The organism is Sphingomonas sp. Leaf198, from assembly GCF_001424005.1.
GTDB lineage: Bacteria > Pseudomonadota > Alphaproteobacteria > Sphingomonadales > Sphingomonadaceae > Sphingomonas.
Map to the genome: position 1 here is coordinate 1079947 of NZ_LMPX01000001.1, position 16944 is coordinate 1096890.

Here is a 16944-nt window from a genome sequence, read left to right on the forward strand (position 1 = left end):
CGCCATGAAGTTCGATACCCCCGCCACGGCGAACCCGACCGACCGCATGAAGGTGCTCGGCAAGCCGCTCGACCGCGTCGACGGCAAGCTCAAGACCACCGGCACCGCGCACTACGCCTATGAGCGCAACGATGTCGCGCCGAATGCCGCCTATGGCTACATCCTCGGCGCGGCGATCGCCAAGGGCCGGATCGAGAGCATCGACACGGCCGACGCGAAGGCTGCGCCGGGCGTGCTGGCCGTCGTCACCTATGAAAATGCCGGCAAGCTCGGCAAGGCGAAGAACCACACCGCGCGGATGCTCGCCGGGCCCGAGGTCCAGCATTACGACCAGGCCGTCGCGGTCGTCGTCGCCGAAACGTTCGAGCAGGCGCGCGCCGCCACCAAGCTGCTCCGCGTCAATTACGCGCGGGCCAAGGGCAATTTCGATCTCGCCGCATCGCAGGGCTCGGCGACCAAGCCCAAAAGCGGCAACCCCGACACCGCCGTCGGCGATTTCGCGGGCGCATTCGCCAAGGCGGCGGTGAAGGTCGACGAGCGTTACACGACTCCCGATCAGAGCCATTCGATGATGGAGCCACACTCCACCACCGCGGCGTGGAAGGACGGCAAGCTCACGCTCTGGACGTCGAACCAGATGATCGCCTGGGCGGTTGGCGACATGAGCGAGACGCTGCTCCTGCCGAAGGAAAGCATCCACGTGATGTCGCCCTATGTCGGCGGCGGGTTTGGCTCGAAGCTGTGGGTTCGCAGCGACGCAGTGATGGCGGCGCTTGGCTCGCGCGCGATCGGCGGACGTCCGGTCAAGCTCGCGCTCGCGCGTCCGCAGGTGATGAACAATACGACGCATCGCCCGGCGACGATTCAGCGCCTGCGCATCGGTGCGCAGAAGGACGGCAAGATCACCGCGATCGCGCATGAGAGCTGGTCGGGCGATCTGCCCGGCGGCGGACCGGAGACCGCACCGAATGCGACCCGCCTGCTCTACGCCGGTGCGAACCGCATGACCGCGACGCGTCTCGCCGTGCTCGATCTCCCCGAGGGCAACGCGATGCGTGCGCCGGGCGAGGCCGTCGGCCTGCTCGCGCTCGAAGCGGCGATGGACGAGCTTGCCGAGAAGCTGAAGATGGACCCGGTCCAGTTGCGGATCGTCAACGATACGCAGGTCGATCCGGAAAAGCCGTCGCGCCAGTTCTCGCAGCGTGATCTCGTCGGCTGCCTGAAGACCGGCGCCGAACGCTTCGGCTGGAACAAGCGCAACCCGGTTCCGGGGCAGGTCCGCGACGGCCGCTGGCTGGTCGGCATGGGCATGGCATCGGCGTTCCGCGACAACGTCACGATGAAGTCGGGCGCGCGCGTCGGGATCGACAAGAGGGGTGTCGTGACCGTCGCCACCGACATGACCGACATCGGCACCGGCAGCTACACGATCATCGCGCAGACCGCGGCCGAGATGATCGGCGTACCGATGGACAAGGTCATCGTCCTGCTCGGCGACAGCAGCTTCCCGGCCTCGTCGGGTTCGGGCGGCCAGTGGGGCGGCAACAGCGCGACCGCGGGTGTCTATGCGGCATGCATGGCGTTGCGTGAGCGGGTCGCTCAAAAACTCGGCTTCAACTCGACCGACGTCGTGTTCGAGGACGGCAAGGTTAAATCTGGCAACCGCAGCGTCTCGCTTTCGGAAGCCGCAGGCGATGCCGGCCTTTCCGCCGAGGACTCGATTGAGTTCGGCGATCTGACCAAGACGTATGCGCAGGCGACGTTCGGCGCGCATTTCGTTGAGGTCGGCGTCGACTCGGCGACCGGCGAGATCCGAGTCCGTCGAATGAGCGGTGCGTTCGCCGCGGGCCGCATCCTCAACCCGAAATCAGCCCGCAGCCAGGTGATCGGCGCGATGACGATGGGCGTCGGTGCGGCGCTTATGGAAGACGCGGTCGTCGACACGCGGTTCGGCTATTTCGTCAACCACGACCTCGCTGAATATCACGTGCCCGCGCACGCCGACATTCCGATGCAGGACGTGTTCTTCATGGACGAACTCGACGAGAAGTCCTCGCCGATGAAGGCCAAGGGGATCGGCGAACTCGGGCTGTGCGGCGTCGGTGCGGCGATCGCCAACGCGGTCTACAATGCGTGCGGCGTCCGCATCCGCGAATACCCGCTGACGCTCGACAAGGTCATTGGCAAGATGGCCTGATACCCTGCCCTCCACCCCGCCGCATCGCCGGTCGGGGTGGAGGGTAAAACCGGGTCTGGCGTGGGCGAATGGGTTGCGCTAGGAAACTGGCATGACCGTACCCGCTATTCTAAAAAACCTGCGCCTGCCCGTCATCGGCTCGCCGCTGTTCATCATTTCCGGCCCCGAGCTGGTGATCGCGCAGTGCAAGGCGGGCATCGTCGGCTCGTTCCCCGCGCTCAACGCGCGCCCACAGGCGATGCTCGACGAGTGGCTGCACCGGATTACCGAGGAACTCAGCGCACACAACCGCGCCAACCCGGATCGGCCAGCGGCGCCGTTCGCGGTCAACCAGATCGTCCACAAATCCAATGACCGGCTCGAGAGCGACCTCGCGACGTGCGCGAAGTGGCAGGTGCCGATCGTCATCACCTCGCTCGGCGCGCGTGAGGACCTCAACACCGCGGTGCATGGCTGGGGCGGCATCACGCTCCACGACGTGATCGACGACCGGTTCGCGCGCAAGGCCATCGAGAAGGGCGCCGACGGCCTGATCGCCGTTGCCGCCGGTGCGGGTGGCCATGCCGGCCGCCTGTCGCCGTTCGCGATCATCCAGGAAATCCGCCAGTGGTTCGACGGCCCGCTCGCGCTGTCGGGCTCGATCGCGACTGGCGACGCGGTGCTGGCGGCACAGGCGATGGGCGCGGACTTCGGCTATATCGGCTCGCCGTTCATCGCGACTACCGAGGCCAATGCGGACCAAGCGTACAAGGACGGTATCGTCGCGGGCAAAGCGTCCGATATCGTCTATTCGAACCTGTTCACCGGCGTGCACGGCAACTACCTCCGCGCCTCGATCGTCGCGGCGGGCATGGACCCGGACGCGCTGCCAGAGGGTGATCTCAAGACGATGGACTTCGGCGGCGGCAACGGATCGAAGCCCAAGGCGTGGCGCGACATCTGGGGCTCGGGCCAGGGCATCGGCGCAGTCACCGAAGTCGAGAGCGTCGCCGACCGGGTCGATCGCCTCGAACGCGAATACCGCGCGGCGCGCGTCCGCATCGGTGTCTGAGCTAGACCAACGTGGCGGCGTATTCGCGCCATCGTTCGACCATGAGAAGGTCGATCTGAAAACATGGAGCGCCCGGCAGCGATGGCGATGGCGCACGAAGGGCTGATCTAGCCGCACAAGCGGAGGTAAGATCGTCTGGGGCTCTCGTGCATGGCCGGGCCTTTCGTTAAGGCCATTCGCCAACGTTCCGGTAAACATCGGGACGGAATTCGCCGAGATTTCAGCCGGGAACGTCGACCCGATCGTCGCATCGTGCGAAGGGTGCTTGCATGGTACAACGAGGTAGACGGTCGCGATGGTCCTGACGACCCTGGTCCTGTTGCCGTTCGTCGCCGCCATGATTTTGGGCCTCTGGACGCGAGCGGATCGCGTCGTGCAGGTGATGATTGCGGGCGGGGCCAGCGCCGTAGGCCTCGGTCTGTTGCTGGTTGCGGCACCCACCGTTCTGGCCGGGACGCCGTTGACTGCGCATCTGACATGGGTACCGGCGCTGGGTCTCGACGCGAGCCTGTGGCTCGACCCGCTCGGTCTGTTGTTCGCCGGACTGATCCTCGGCATCGGTTTGCTGGTCGTCGTCTATGCGCACGGGTATCTCGCCAAGGGCGAGGCCACCGGACGGTTCCTGTCCTTCCTGATGCTGTTCCAGGGCGCGATGATCGGTATCGCGTTGTCGGCCAACGTCCTGCTGCTGCTCGTTTTCTGGGAAATGACCAGCCTGTCGTCGTTCCTCCTGATCGGGTTTTGGCGAGATCGACCCGAGGCGCGGCAAGGTGCGCGGATGGCGCTGGCGGTGACGGGCGGCGGCGGGCTGGCGCTGATCGCAGGGATGCTGCTGCTCGGACAGGCGGCAGGATCATACGAACTGACGACCATTCTCGCGCGTGCGGACATCGTCCAAGCCTCGCCGCTGTATCCGGCGATCCTCATCCTGGTGCTGCTCGGCGCGTTCACCAAGTCGGCGCAGTTCCCGTTCCACTTCTGGCTGCCGCATGCGATGGCTGCGCCGACCCCGGTGAGCGCCTATCTGCATTCCGCGACGATGGTGAAGGCGGGCGTCTTCCTGCTGGCGCGGCTGTGGCCTGTGCTGTCGGGGACCGATCTCTGGTTCGACCTCGTCGCGTCGACCGGGCTCGTGACGATGTTGTTCGGCGCCGCGGTGGCGCTGTTCCGCAATGATCTGAAGGCGATCCTGGCTTATTCGACGATCAGCCAACTGGGCCTGATGGTGATGCTGCTCGGGTTCGGCACACCCGCCGCAGCCACCGCGGCGGTCTTCCACATCCTCAACCACGCGGCGTTCAAGGCGGCGCTGTTCATGAACGCCGGGATCGTCGATCACGAGACCGGCACGCGCGATATCCGACGCCTGGATGGCCTGGCGGCGCTGATGCCGATCACCGCCACGCTCGGCACGCTTGCCGCCACATCGATGGCCGGACTGCCCCCGCTCGGCGGTTTTATCTCGAAGGAGATGATGCTCGATCAGAGCACGCATGCGGTCCTGGCAGGCCAGTCCTGGCTGGTACCGATCCTGGCCACGCTCGCCGCGGTCCTGTCGGTCGCCTATTCACTCCGTTACGCGATCGGTCTGTTCTTCGGACGGACGCGCGCTGGCGAAGCAGGCACGCCGCACGATCCGGGTATCGCCATGCTCGCGCCATCAATCATATTGGTCATGGTCGCGATCGCGCTCGGGCTGATCCCCATGACAATCGCGGGGCCTCTGGTCGCCGCCGCCACCGGTTCGCTCGTAGGCGGCCGCTCGCCCGACCTGCATCTCGCCTTATGGCACGGTCTCAACCCGGCCTTCGGTTTGAGCGCGGTCGCGGTCGTCGGTGGCGCGTTCGTGCTATGGCGGCGGGCGGTGATAGCGGATTGGCTTGCCACCCGATCCGCGCCCGATGCGAAGCGGATGTTCGACGCGGCGATGCGGTCGGCACTCCACTGCACGCGCCGAGTTTCTGGCGTCGTCCATGCCGCGTCGCTCCAGCGCTACCTGTTCTTCCTGTTCGCAGTCGCGATCGTGCTGGGGATCGGGGCAAGCCTGACGAGCGGCAGCGTATATACCGGATCGCGTCCGCGCATCTCGGCATCGGCCGTTGCGATCGTCGCCTGGCTGGGCCTGATCGTTGCGACTGCAGCGGTCGTCGTGCAGCGTCACCGCTATCTCGCCCTGCTCTTCCTCGGCGTCGTCGGGCTCGTCATCGCGCTGGCGTTCGTCCACCTGTCCGCGCCCGATCTCGCGCTGACGCAGATCGCGGTCGAGGTCGTCACGATCCTGCTCATGCTCCTGGCGCTCACGGTGTTGCCCAAGTCGCCACCCACGCTATCGAGCATTCCTCGGAGAGCCCGGGACGCGCTCCTCGGCGGGGTCGCAGGCGTCGCAACCGGCTGGCTGGCCTGGGCGGTGATGACGCGTCCGGCGGTGGCGACGGTGTCGGCGTTCCACTGGGCGAACAGCTATGCGGGCGCCGGCGGCAGGAACGTGGTGAACGTCACGCTGGTCGACTTCCGCGCGTTCGACACGTTGGGAGAGATCATCGTGTTGGGGATCGCCGGGCTCGCGATCTACGCGCTGCTGGAACCGGCGGTACGTGTGCGGGGACCGCGGTCGAAAATGCCGCATTCTCCCGATCGACATCCGATGATGCTAGCGATGGCCGCCCGCGCGTTGCTGCCGCTGGCGCTGCTGGTCGGCCTGCATATCCTCCTGCGCGGCCATAATGCGCCGGGTGGCGGGTTCGTCGCTGCGCTGGTCTTTTCGATCGCGATCTTCATGCAGCACCTAGCGTCCGGGGTCGGTTCGACCGGCGAACGTCTGCGCGCTGTCGACCATGCCTTGATCGCGGTCGGTATCTTGCTCGCCACCGCGACCGGTCTCGGATCGCTCGTGTTCGATGCGCCGTTCCTGTCGAGCAGCTTTGGATATGTCCATCTACCGCTGCTCGGCGAAGTCGAGCTGGCGACCGCGACGTTGTTCGACGCCGGCGTCGCCAGCGTCGTGGTCGGCGCCGTGATGATGATACTGGGGCAACTCGGCCATCTGAATCAGCGCGACGCCCGCATCGGCGCAGTTTCCGACGAGCGGGCGATACCATGAGCCTCGAATTCCTGATCGCCAGCGCCATCGCCGTCCTTACCGCAGGCGGGGTGTACCTGTCGCTGCGAGGGCGGACGTTCCAGGTCGTGCTCGGGCTGACCTTGCTGTCGCACGCCGTCAACCTGTTCCTGTTCGCGACCGGCCGGCTCGTCGTCGATCGACCGCCCCTGTTCGCGAGTGGCGTGACCGATCACGCCGATCCCCTGCCCCAAGCGCTGGTGCTGACCACGATCGTCATCGCGTTCGGCATGACCGCGCTGGCCATCATTTTGTCGCTCCGTAGTTTTATCGAAAGCGGATCGGATCAGGTCGACGGTCTTGCGGACCCCGACCGCGGTGAGGGTGACCCATGACGCTTTCCGATCAGTTGACGATAGCGCCCGTGGTGATTCCGGCGGTGGTTGCCCCGCTGACGCTGTTGGCCATGCCCCGTCGGCGGGCTTTGGCGGTCGGTCTGTCGTTGGCCGGCTGTGTAGCCATGCTCGCGGCAGCGGTAGCGATGTTCGGGCGGGTCCAGGACAACGCGATCCGCAGTTACGCGCTCGGCGGCTGGCCGGCGCCATTCGGCATTGTCCTAGTGCTCGACCGCCTTTCTGCGGCGATGCTGGTGCTGTCCTCGGCATTGGCGCTGATCGTCCTGCTCCATGCGACGCTTACCGCCGCCGATCGGCAGGGTTCGAATTTCCATCCGCTCTTCCATTTCCAGCTGCTGGGGCTGAACGGCGCGTTCCTGACAGGCGATCTCTTCAACCTGTTCGTGTTCTTCGAAGTCCTGCTGATCGCGTCCTATGGCCTGATGCTCCACGGCCAGGGCGCGGCACGGCTGAAGGCGGGGGTCGGCTATGTAGTCGTGAACATCGTCGGTTCCGCACTGTTCCTGATCGCGCTCGGGGTGCTGTACGGCGTGACCGGGACGCTCAACATGGCCGACCTCGCGCGCCGCATTGCGGTATCGGGAGCAGCGGACGAGGGCTTGCTGCGGATCGCCGGCGTGCTGCTGATGACCGTCTTCGCGCTCAAGGCGGCGATCGTCCCGCTGCATCTCTGGTTGCCACGGACCTACGTCGCGACGATGCCGGTGGTAGCGGCGCTGTTCGCGATCCTGACGAAGGTCGGGGTCTATGCGATGATCCGGATCGTACCGTTGCTCTTCGGCGAGGGCGCAGGCGCGTTGGCATGGATGCCGTCGCCCTGGCTCTTCCCCGCCGCCGTGATGACCGCCGTTATCGGTTTTGCCGGGGTGTTCGTGGCGCAGGCGATGCGCGAACAGGCGGCGTTCGCGCTGGTCGGATCGACCGGGACGCTGGTGCTTGCAGTCTCCTGCTGGAGCCAGGCGACGATGGCGGCGGCGCTCTTCTATCTGGTTCACGCGACGCTGGCCGGTGCTGCGCTGTTCCTGGTCGCCGACGTGACCATGCGTCGCCGTGGCCAATATGACGACGTAGCGGTACCGAGCCCCCGGTTTGCGGGGCTGCAGGCGACCGGGTTGCTGTTCCTCGCGTCGTCGATTGCCGCGGTCGGATTGCCGCCGCTGTCGGGCTTCATCGGAAAGCTGTTCATCCTCCAGACCACCGCCACGACTTCCAACTGGATCATTCTGTGGGCAACAATCCTCGGTACCACCTTGATCGGGGTCGTCGGCTTCGCCCGCACCGGCAGCATCATCTTCTGGAAGGCGTCGCCAATCGGCGCAGACCCGATCGATAGTCCGAACCGATCCAACGCGGACCTGATCGCCCCCATGATCCTGATCGGACTGCTCGCCGCCCTGACCATCGGCGCCGGCTGGGCGACCGCGCAAGCCCAGGCGACTGCCATGCAGATCTTCGCGCCGCAGCGCTACATCGCCGCTGTTCTAGGCAGCGTTCCGCGATGATCCGAAGGCTCCTGCCCCACCCTGCCCTTTCGGCGACGTTGTTGATCGTCTGGCTACTGCTGGCGAACGGCGTCACTGGCGGCGACCTCGTCCTTGGCGCAATGGCCTCGCTCATTCTGCCAAAGGTCACCGCGCCGTTCTGGCCCGATCGCCCTCGCCTGCGGTTCGGCGGTGCGTTGGTCGCGTTTCTCGCGGTCGTGCTGTTCGACATGGTCGTCGCCAATTTCCACATCGCGCGCGTGATCCTGTTCCGACGCGACCGCGATCTGCGCGCGCGCTGGCTCGTCATCCCGATCGACCTGGCGACGCCCGAGGCGATCACGGTGCTCGCGGCGACGATCAGCCTGACCCCGGGAACGGTCTCGTCCGACGTGTCCGCCGATGGTCGCGCACTGCTGGTCCACGCGCTCGACGTCGAGGACGAAGCGACCGAGATCGCGCGGATCAAGCGGCGGTACGAAGCGCGGCTGCTGAGGATATTCCCATGATCGCAGTCGCGCTTCACATCGCCGCGATCGCCATAGCGCTCGCGCTTCTGTGCAACGGATGGCGACTGTTCCGCGGCCCGGCGCTCGGCGATCGTATCCTTGCGCTCGATACGATGGTCATCAACGTCATCGCGCTGATCCTCGTGATCGGCATGATCGGTGGCTCCAGTACGTATTTCGAGGCGGCGTTGGTGCTGGCGATGGTCGGGTTCGTCAGCACCGTCGCCTATTGCAAGTTCCTCCTTCGGGGGGACATCGTCGAATGATCGATGCTTTCGCCTATCTCGTGGTCGGGCTGACCTTATTCGGGACCGCGTTCCTGCTGCTCGGCAGCTGGGGGCTGGTCCGGTTGCCGTCGATGATGGAGCGACTGCATGGACCGACGATGGCGACGACGCTCGGGGTCGGCTCGCTGGTGCTCGCATCGATGCTGCGGACCCGGCTGCAAACCGGGACGTGGAGCACGCACGAACTGCTGATTATGCTGTTCCTGTTCATCACCACACCCGTATCCGCCAACATGATCGCGAAGGTTCATCTCCACCGTCAGCGCATGGCCGATATCACCGAGCCGGCCGGGATCGCTGGTGAGCCGCCAAACCCAGGCGAAGGCGATTGGGCGAGGTTCGAAGCGCCGAAGCCGAGCATCGCAACGTCGACGGCTGACCTTAAACGTCTACCCGGCGATTGAGCACTTGGCGTCCGGTCGGTTAAGGGTGTTGCGCGCGCAGCAAAAGCCGCCGCGAAGGAGAGGACAAGTCCGACCATGCCGAGTTTGACGCCGTGGATATCTGTTCCGCTGTTCGCGCTGGCGGCGTGCGGGGCATCCTCCGATCAATCCGACGATCGGCCGCAGAACACACCTGACGCAGCCCGGAATCAATCGGGTGGCGACACCGTCGCAGTGCGGCAGTCAACGCCCTCCCCCGCGGCGATCGGCAATTCGATCTCGCCCGCGACGTCTTCGCCAAAGGCCCTGACGAAGACATCGTGTCTTGCCGATATCGGTGCCGCCGCCGCGGCGCGGCGCGTGGCGATCTGTCGCGACGTCTCGCCGTCCACACATCCGCCCTGCAACGCCGCCAACAGCTGCGCGATGATCAACGACGAGATCGCGCGCAGTTGTGCACTGTTCGACGGCAAAGGCGCGCCGATGCAGGGATGTGGGCCTGCGCCCAAGAGCGCGGAGGCTGCGGCAGCGGTGGTTCGGCGGTACTATGCCGCTGTCAACGCGCGGGATTTCGACACCGCGTGGCGGCAATGGGGTAACGACGGCCGTCCGGGACAGACTTTCGCAGCGTTCGCGGCGGGTTTCGCGCATACCCGCACGACCAAAGTGGTCATCGGCGCGCTCCAACCTGGCGATGCCGGGGCGGGATCGATCTATCAGCCGGTCCCCGTCACGGTAGAGTCCACGCTGGACGACGGGTCTCGCCAGCGTTTCCGCGGCACGTACGTCGTTCGACGCGTCAACGACGTCGACGGCGCGACGGCCGACCAGTTGCGGTGGCATCTCGACTCCGCTCAGCTCAAGCCGGTTCCATTGAGATAGCCAAGGCAATTCGAAGGCGTACGCATGTTCGAACCGATGAGAGATTTGCCGCATCACGGGCGATACGCGTACCGCCCGATCGTCGGACGACCCGACTATTCGTGGCCCGAAGGCAGCCGGCTGGCGATCTCGATCGCGTCCTGGCCCGGCTACGAGAGGCGGCGGATCCGCGGATCTGGTGGACGACGGCAGGAGCTATCGCCGATCACGTCACGACGAACGGCCTAGCCGCCTGACGCCTGTCTGGCGGCCGACCGACCTCGACCAGGACCGACTATTCGACGACGCGCAGCCGACGTCCCTTGGCGGGCGGGACGCGAAGCAACTGGTTGACGCGATCGGCCAGATCGACCTGCCGGAAAGGCTTCCCCAGCCGCATGACGTCGGTCGGGACATCGTCACCAGCCGCCGCGTATCCTGTGACCAGCAACGTCGGCAGCCGGATGCCGTTGGCGCGCATTTCGGTGATCAGCTGACCGCCGGTCATCCCGGGCATCAGATAATCGCTGACGAGCATGTCGACATCGATCCCCGACCGGATCGCCGACAGCGCCTGGCTCGCCGACCCGAACTCGGTCACGACATAGCCCAGATCGCGCAGCATCTCCGCGGTCGCCGATCGGACCAGTTCCTCGTCATCGACCAGCACGATCTTGGCGGCATGCCGCGCCGGTGCGGGCTCGCCCTGACTATCGGCCGCATCGCTCGCCACTTCGTCGGTCGCCGGCAGCCAGAGCTCGACCGCGGTGCCTACGCCGGGCTCGCTCCTGAGATGCAGGATACCGCCCGATTGCGCGGCCAGGCCGTGAACCATCGACAGGCCCAGCCCCGTTCCCTTGCCGACGCCCTTGGTCGAGAAGAAGGGTTCGGTCGCACGGGCGAGCGTCGCCCGGTCCATGCCGGTGCCGGTATCCTGCGCGGTCAGTCGGATATAGCGGCCGGCGTCGAGACCGACCGCGTTCCGATCGTCGACGACGATCTCCGCGACGGTCAGGATCAGCCGACCGCCACCCGGCATCGCATCGCGCGCGTTGATCGCGAGGTTGAGCAGCGCCAGCTCGAGCTGGTTCGGATCGACCCGCGCCGACGACAGATGGCGCGGCACTTCGAGGACCACGGTGATCGTCGGCCCCAGCGAACGCCGGACGAGATCGACGATGCCATCGATCAGCGCACCGATATCGACCGCCTTGGGCTGCAACGCCTGTTTCCGCGCGAACGCCAGCAATCGCTGCGTCAGCGTTGCCGCACGTTCGGCGGCCTGTAACGCGCCGGCGACCATGCGATGCGTCTTCTCGTCGTCCTTGTGCCGACGGCGGACGAGATCGAGACTACCGACGATCGGGGTCAGCAGATTGTTGAAGTCATGCGCGACGCCGCCGGTCAGCTGGCCGATCGCGTCCATCTTGTGCGCCTGCGCGAGTTGCGCGTCGGCCTCCTTCTTGTCGGTCACGTCCGAGACGACGCCCGTCATTCGCAGCGGCTTGTCGTCGGGACCGTAGGTGACGCGGCCCTTGGCTGCGATCCACTTCTGCGAGCCGTCCGCCGCGGTGATCGAGCACTCGATATCCAGCATGCCGGAGTCCAGCGCAGCGTCGAAGTCCGCCCGGATACGGGCTCGCTGGGAAACCTCGACAAAGCCGAGAAAATCATCGATGTTCCACGTCGGGCGCCGCGTCGGATAGCCGAATATCTCGTCGTGCCGCGCCGTCCGCCGCGCGGTGCCGGTGGTAAAGTCGATATCCCAGCTGCCCATGCCGGCGGCATCGAGCGCGATCGTGAGACTCTCCCGCGCCGCTTCCAGCTCCGCGGTACGATCGACCACCGCGCGCTCAAGCGTCATCGCGGCATCGCGCACCTCATATTGGCGCCGCCGCGCCTTCAGCGACGATCGGATCGCGCCCAGCATAGCCTCGGCATGCAAAGGCCGCTGCAGCAGAACGACATTGCCGAGATTTGCCAGGCGATCGCTCGCGGCGGTCGTTCGCGGCGCAGGCGCGCCGTTGGCCAGAACCACGAACGGGATGTCCGACCAGGTCGGCTGCGTCGCGACCCACTCCGACAGACCTGACGAGTCATGCCCCGCCAGCGCCTCTTCCGTCAGCATGATCGCCCCCGCGCCCCGCCGAATTTCCGCGAGCAACTCCGCCCGGTCCGCACAGACATAGGATTGGATCGTGTTACGGCCGAGCAGGTCCGCGGCAATCGTGGCATCTCGACCGCGCGGCGCCAGAATCAGAACACGGTCTTCCACGTCAGCCATGCTCTTCCAAAGAACCCATCTTGCTGGCCATCAACGTCTTGCCTTCGCCCGAAAAGGTCGGAACGCCGGTCAGGACGCCCTGGAATTCGCGCAATGGCTCGCCGACCTGCAAACCGTTGCTCCCTATCTGAAACTCCCGGATCGTCCGTTCGTGCCGTGCCGTGCGCGTTTTGATGACCGAGATGGCCTGGCGGACCTCGCCCTGTGCCTCGAAATAGCGGAGCTGGACGACGGAATCGGACAGATAGCTCAGGTCCACGTCCTGGCGGACGTCTCCCATCATGCCGTGCAGGCCGAGGATCAGCAGGCTTACGACCCCCTCCTGCCCCAGATACGTCAGCATCTCGTGCATCTGCAGCGTCAGGAACTGTTCGTTGGGCATCGATTGCAGATACGCGTTCAGGCTGTCGATCACGACGACGCGCGCACCATCCTCCTCGACCGCGGCGCGAACCGAATCCGCGAACTCGCCCGGCGACATCTCGGCCGGGTCGATCGCGCGGATCTTCAGCTGACCGGAGTCGATGAACGGCTGGATATCGAGGTTGAGCGCGGCGCTGCGCTTCATCAGCGTCGGCAGGCGCTCGTCGAACAGGAAATACGCCGCATGGTCGCCACGCTGGAGGGCCGCGACCATGCACTGGACCGACGTCGTCGTCTTGCCGACGCCCGCGGGCCCGGTGAGCAACGTCGCCGTGCCGGGAACCAGCCCGCCGCCGAGCAGCGTATCCAGTTCTTCTGATCCGGTCGACACCGCCGCATCATTGTAGGTCCGGCCATGTTCGGCCGCGATCAGCCGCGGGTAGACCCGGAGGCCGCCGCGCTCGATCTCGAAATCATGATAGCCGCCACGATAGCGGACGCCGCGCATCTTCACGATGTGAAGGCGACGACGTTGCGATCCGAACCCGGACAGCGTCTGCTCAAGCGAGATGACGCCGTGCGCGATGCTGTGAAGCTGGAGATCGCTGCCCGATGCCCCCTTGTCGTCGAGGATCAGGACGGTGACCTGCCGCGTCGAGAACAGATGCTTCAACGCCAGGATCTGCCGCCGATACCGGACCGGGCTCTGCGCGAGCAACCGCAGCTCGGACAGGCTGTCGATGACGACGCGGGCAGGCTTGAACGCATCGACCTTGGTCATGATGTCGCGGATCGTCTCGCCGAGTTCGACTTCGCTCGGGTGGAGCAAGGTCTGCTCCTGATCCTCGCCCAGGCCGTCGGCGGGCACCATCTCGAACAGCTCGAGCTGATCGAGCGACCAGCCATGCGTCGCCGCGACGGCGCGCAGTTCGACCTCGGTTTCGGCCAGCGTGATGTAGAGCCCGGTCTCGCCGACCTTGGCCCCGGTCAGCAGGAAGTCGAGCCCCAAGGTCGTCTTGCCGGTTCCCGGCGTACCCTGGACCAGATACATGCGCTGGGGGGTCAGGCCACCGCCCAGAATGTCGTCGAGCCCGGCTATACCGGTCGATACGATCGCGGTGGTCTGCGGATCGGTTGGCAATATGGCATCCTAAATCGAGTATCTCCCAACGATGCTAGCGCGTTAGGGTTGACGAACCATAGCCGCCCCCGATCGGTTGGCAATCCTGCCGCCAACCCGATTTGATCAAGATCAGCGCGTATTCGGCGCGGGGGAAAATACTGGTTGCAAGGACTTGCCGAAGCCGAGCACTTGAACGAGCATGCCCCGCTCAGGGGGAATTCGATGTTCAAAGCATGTGTGATCGCGCTCGCAGCCACCGTATCCGCGCCGGCGCTGGCCCAGAATTCACCGTCCGGGACCCAGGCTCCACCGTCGAAGACAACGTATATCCAGGCAGGCGCGTTGCTCGATCGGCCCGGCCAGCCGCCGCGCGGCAACACCACCGTCATCGTCCGTGACGGCAAGGTCGCCGAATTGCGCGACGGGTTCGTACCGCCCGAACAGGGCGCGACGCTCGTCGACCTGCGCAATGCGTTCGTGCTGCCGGGTCTGGTCGACATGCACGTCCATCTCTGGGGGATTGGCGGCGACCCGATGCGCGCGCGGCTCGAGGCGATGACGCGCGATCGGTTCGACGATGAGATGACCGCGGTCGTGAACGCGCGGACCACGTTGAACGCTGGGTTCACCTCGGTGCGCGATCTCGGTGGCGATCCCCGCGGCATCCGCGCGCTGCGCGATGCGATCGACGCCGGTACCGTCGACGGGCCGACGATCACCAATGCCGGCGAGATGATCTCGGTGACCGGCGGGCATGGCGACGGCAGCAACGGGCTTGCCGAAGACTTTGCCGAAGCGGTGCATGCCAAGGAAATCAACCTGTGCGACGGTCCCGACGAATGCCGACGCGCGGTCCGCGCGCAGGTTGCGTTGGGGGCACGCGTCATCAAGTTCGCCGCGACCGGCGGCGTGCTGTCGAATGTCAGCGGCGGGCTTGGCCGGGCGATGACCCCCGACGAGATGCGCGCGATCATCGAGACCGCGCATGGTCTGGGCCGCAAGGTCGCGGCGCATAGTCACGCGGCGGAAGGGACGAAGGCGGCGCTGGAAGCCGGGGTCGACTCGATCGAGCACGGCACGTTCCTCGACGACGAGACGATCCGGCTATTCAAGACCAGGGGCGCCTATCTCGTTCCGACCGAGATCGCACCCGTTGCCGCACTCGCGCAGGCGCGGGGTGGCGCCCTGCCCCCTGCGACGATCGTCAAGGCCGAGGCCGCTGCGGCCGCGATGGCCGCCAGTCACCGGCGCGCCTATGCCGCCGGGGTGAAGGTCGCGTTCGGGACCGACACCGGCGTCTCGAAGCACGGCGACAACGCGACCGAGTTCGCACTGCTGGTGCGCAACGGCCTCACCCCGACGCAGGCGATCGTCGCGGCGACGGTGAGTGCTGCGGATCTGCTCGGGCGCGACGACATCGGTACGCTCGTGCCTGGCAAGACCGCGGACATCATCGCCGTGACCGGCTCGCCGTTACAGGACGTTACCCGCCTCGAGCATGTCGATTTCGTCATGCACCGCGGCCAGGTCGTCAAGGGTGCGCCGAAGAGCCTCTGACCCGCCGGGCGGCAGCGTCTTCCAGTTCCTTACGCGCTGTGATGCGCGTGGAACAGCTTGCCGCCCTCGACGACGTACACCACGGCGAGAACCGCGACGCCGATCGCCAGATAGCCGATCGCCAGCGGATAGGTCGTGCCGTCATAGGATTGTCCGATCAGCGATCCGACGATGACCGCGCCGACGCTGGTGATGAAGCCCTGGATCGACGACGCCGTGCCGGCGATGGCGCCGACCGGCTCCATCGCCATCGACCCGAAGTTCGCCCCGCACAGACCGATGCACGTCATGCTCAACGCCTGGAACACCATGTAGCTCGGCAGAGTTTCGAAGCCGGACGCGATCAGTCCGATATGGCAGACCGACAGCACGATCAGACCGATCACCGCGCTCTGCGAGATTAGCCGGGTGCCCAGCCGCTCGACCAGGCGGCTGTTGGCGAACGACGCGCACCCCATCGAGAACGCGCAGATCGCGAACAGGATCGTGAACCGCGCGCCGGCGTGGAACTCGTCGACGAAGATCTGTTGCGCGGACGAGACGAACGCGATGATGCCGCCGAACGTCATCGACGCCGCGACCGCGTATCCGGCGGAAAACCGGTTCGTCAGCGTCAGCGTATACCCGTTGCGCAGCGCTGCGAGCGACAGCGGCGTGCGGTTCTCGACCGGCAGCGATTCACGCAGCCGCGTGAACGACCATGCCAGGACGAGCGCGGCGAAACCGGCGAGCGCATAGAAGATGAAGCGCCACGGACCGAACGCGAGCAGCATCTGGCCAAGGCTCGGCGCCATGATCGGCACGAGGAAGAAGATCATCTGCGCTACCGAGAGCGTCCGCGCCATCTGTCGTCCGGCATAGCGATCCCGCACGATCGCGACCGCCAGTACGCGGGTCGACGCCGACATCAGCCCCTGCAGAACACGCGCGCCGAGCAGCGCCGCGAAGGTCTGCGATCCGGCCGCGAAGATGCTCGCCAGCACGAACCCGGCCAGCGTGACGAGCAGGATCGGGCGACGTCCGTAGCGATCTGCCAGCGGGCCGTAGACGAGCTGCCCCGTCCCGAACCCCAGCATGTACGCGGTGATGATCCACTGCCGGTGGTTGGCCGTCGCGATGCTTAACTGATGCCCGATATCCGCCAGCGCGGGTAGCATCAGGTCGACGCCGAGCGCGTTCACCGCCATCAGCGCGGCAATAAAGGCAACGAACTCGCGTGGTTGCATCGACGGGTCAGCGGTCTTGACGTTCATGACCTGCGCGTACGGGGATCGCGCGCGGAATGCCACGACAGATCGAACGATGCCGGCAATACGGCCCCGTAACTCTTGCGCGCAGCGTACAATAAAAAATATCTTTTTCAGTCGCTCAGCG

Annotated in this window: 13 protein-coding genes; 10 read left to right on the top strand and 3 right to left on the bottom strand. The window is 66.0% G+C overall.

Annotated elements, in window-relative coordinates; genetic code table 11:
- The first annotated feature begins 4 nt into the window (after positions 1–4).
- The 9 genes from paoC (at position 5) to ASG20_RS04940 (ending at position 10264) form a co-directional block, all read left to right on the top strand.
- A complete protein-coding gene (gene paoC / locus ASG20_RS04900) occupies positions 5–2197 on the top strand; it encodes an aldehyde oxidoreductase molybdenum-binding subunit PaoC (RefSeq protein ID WP_056049256.1) in 2193 nt (730 codons plus the stop codon).
- A 91-nt stretch (positions 2198–2288) separates the two neighbouring features.
- Positions 2289–3248: an NAD(P)H-dependent flavin oxidoreductase gene (locus ASG20_RS04905; RefSeq protein ID WP_056049259.1), complete on the top strand. Its 960-nt coding sequence runs from the start codon at positions 2289–2291 to the stop codon at positions 3246–3248.
- Positions 3249–3543: 295 nt separating this feature from the next.
- Entirely contained in the window at positions 3544–6348 is a 2805-nt protein-coding gene (locus ASG20_RS04910) for a monovalent cation/H+ antiporter subunit A (RefSeq protein WP_056049262.1), read from the top strand.
- Entirely contained in the window at positions 6345–6701 is a 357-nt protein-coding gene (locus ASG20_RS04915) for a Na+/H+ antiporter subunit C (RefSeq protein WP_056049264.1), read from the top strand. Before ASG20_RS04910 ends, ASG20_RS04915 begins: the two co-directional genes overlap by 4 nt.
- A complete protein-coding gene (locus ASG20_RS04920) occupies positions 6698–8224 on the top strand; it encodes a monovalent cation/H+ antiporter subunit D (RefSeq protein ID WP_056049267.1) in 1527 nt (508 codons plus the stop codon). The genes ASG20_RS04915 and ASG20_RS04920 overlap by 4 nt, the downstream gene beginning before the upstream one ends.
- Positions 8225–8265: 41 nt before the next feature.
- Positions 8266–8712, top strand: coding sequence for a Na+/H+ antiporter subunit E (locus tag ASG20_RS04925; protein ID WP_231420435.1), 447 nt, complete (start codon positions 8266–8268; stop codon positions 8710–8712).
- Positions 8709–8978 (top strand): K+/H+ antiporter subunit F, encoded by a 270-nt coding sequence (locus ASG20_RS04930; RefSeq protein ID WP_056049271.1) that lies wholly within the window; start codon positions 8709–8711, stop codon positions 8976–8978. The genes ASG20_RS04925 and ASG20_RS04930 overlap by 4 nt, the downstream gene beginning before the upstream one ends.
- On the top strand, positions 8975–9403 hold the full coding sequence (gene mnhG, locus ASG20_RS04935; protein WP_056049274.1) for a monovalent cation/H(+) antiporter subunit G: 429 nt from the start codon (positions 8975–8977) through the stop codon (positions 9401–9403). The genes ASG20_RS04930 and mnhG overlap by 4 nt, the downstream gene beginning before the upstream one ends.
- Before the next feature lie 75 nt (positions 9404–9478).
- Positions 9479–10264 (top strand): hypothetical protein, encoded by a 786-nt coding sequence (locus tag ASG20_RS04940; RefSeq protein WP_056049277.1) that lies wholly within the window; start codon positions 9479–9481, stop codon positions 10262–10264.
- Positions 10265–10538: 274 nt separating this feature from the next.
- Here the strand turns inward: ASG20_RS04940 and ASG20_RS04945 are convergent, their stop codons facing one another.
- Positions 10539–12527 carry a PAS domain-containing hybrid sensor histidine kinase/response regulator gene (locus tag ASG20_RS04945; protein WP_056049280.1) on the bottom strand — a complete coding sequence of 663 codons (1989 nt, stop codon included), beginning with the start codon at positions 12525–12527 and terminating at the stop codon, positions 10539–10541.
- Positions 12520–14031, bottom strand: coding sequence for an ATPase domain-containing protein (locus ASG20_RS04950; protein ID WP_269083205.1), 1512 nt, complete (start codon positions 14029–14031; stop codon positions 12520–12522). Before ASG20_RS04950 ends, ASG20_RS04945 begins: the two co-directional genes overlap by 8 nt.
- Before the next feature lie 204 nt (positions 14032–14235).
- Here ASG20_RS04950 and ASG20_RS04955 point away from each other — a divergent pair, with 204 nt between their 5' ends.
- Complete coding sequence (locus ASG20_RS04955) at positions 14236–15570, top strand: metal-dependent hydrolase family protein (RefSeq protein ID WP_056049287.1); 1335 nt, start codon at positions 14236–14238, stop codon at positions 15568–15570.
- A gap of 29 nt (positions 15571–15599) precedes the next feature.
- Here the strand turns inward: ASG20_RS04955 and ASG20_RS04960 are convergent, their stop codons facing one another.
- Positions 15600–16796: a multidrug effflux MFS transporter gene (locus ASG20_RS04960; RefSeq protein WP_056050452.1), complete on the bottom strand. Its 1197-nt coding sequence runs from the start codon at positions 16794–16796 to the stop codon at positions 15600–15602.
- Between the last annotated feature and the right edge of the window lie 148 nt (positions 16797–16944).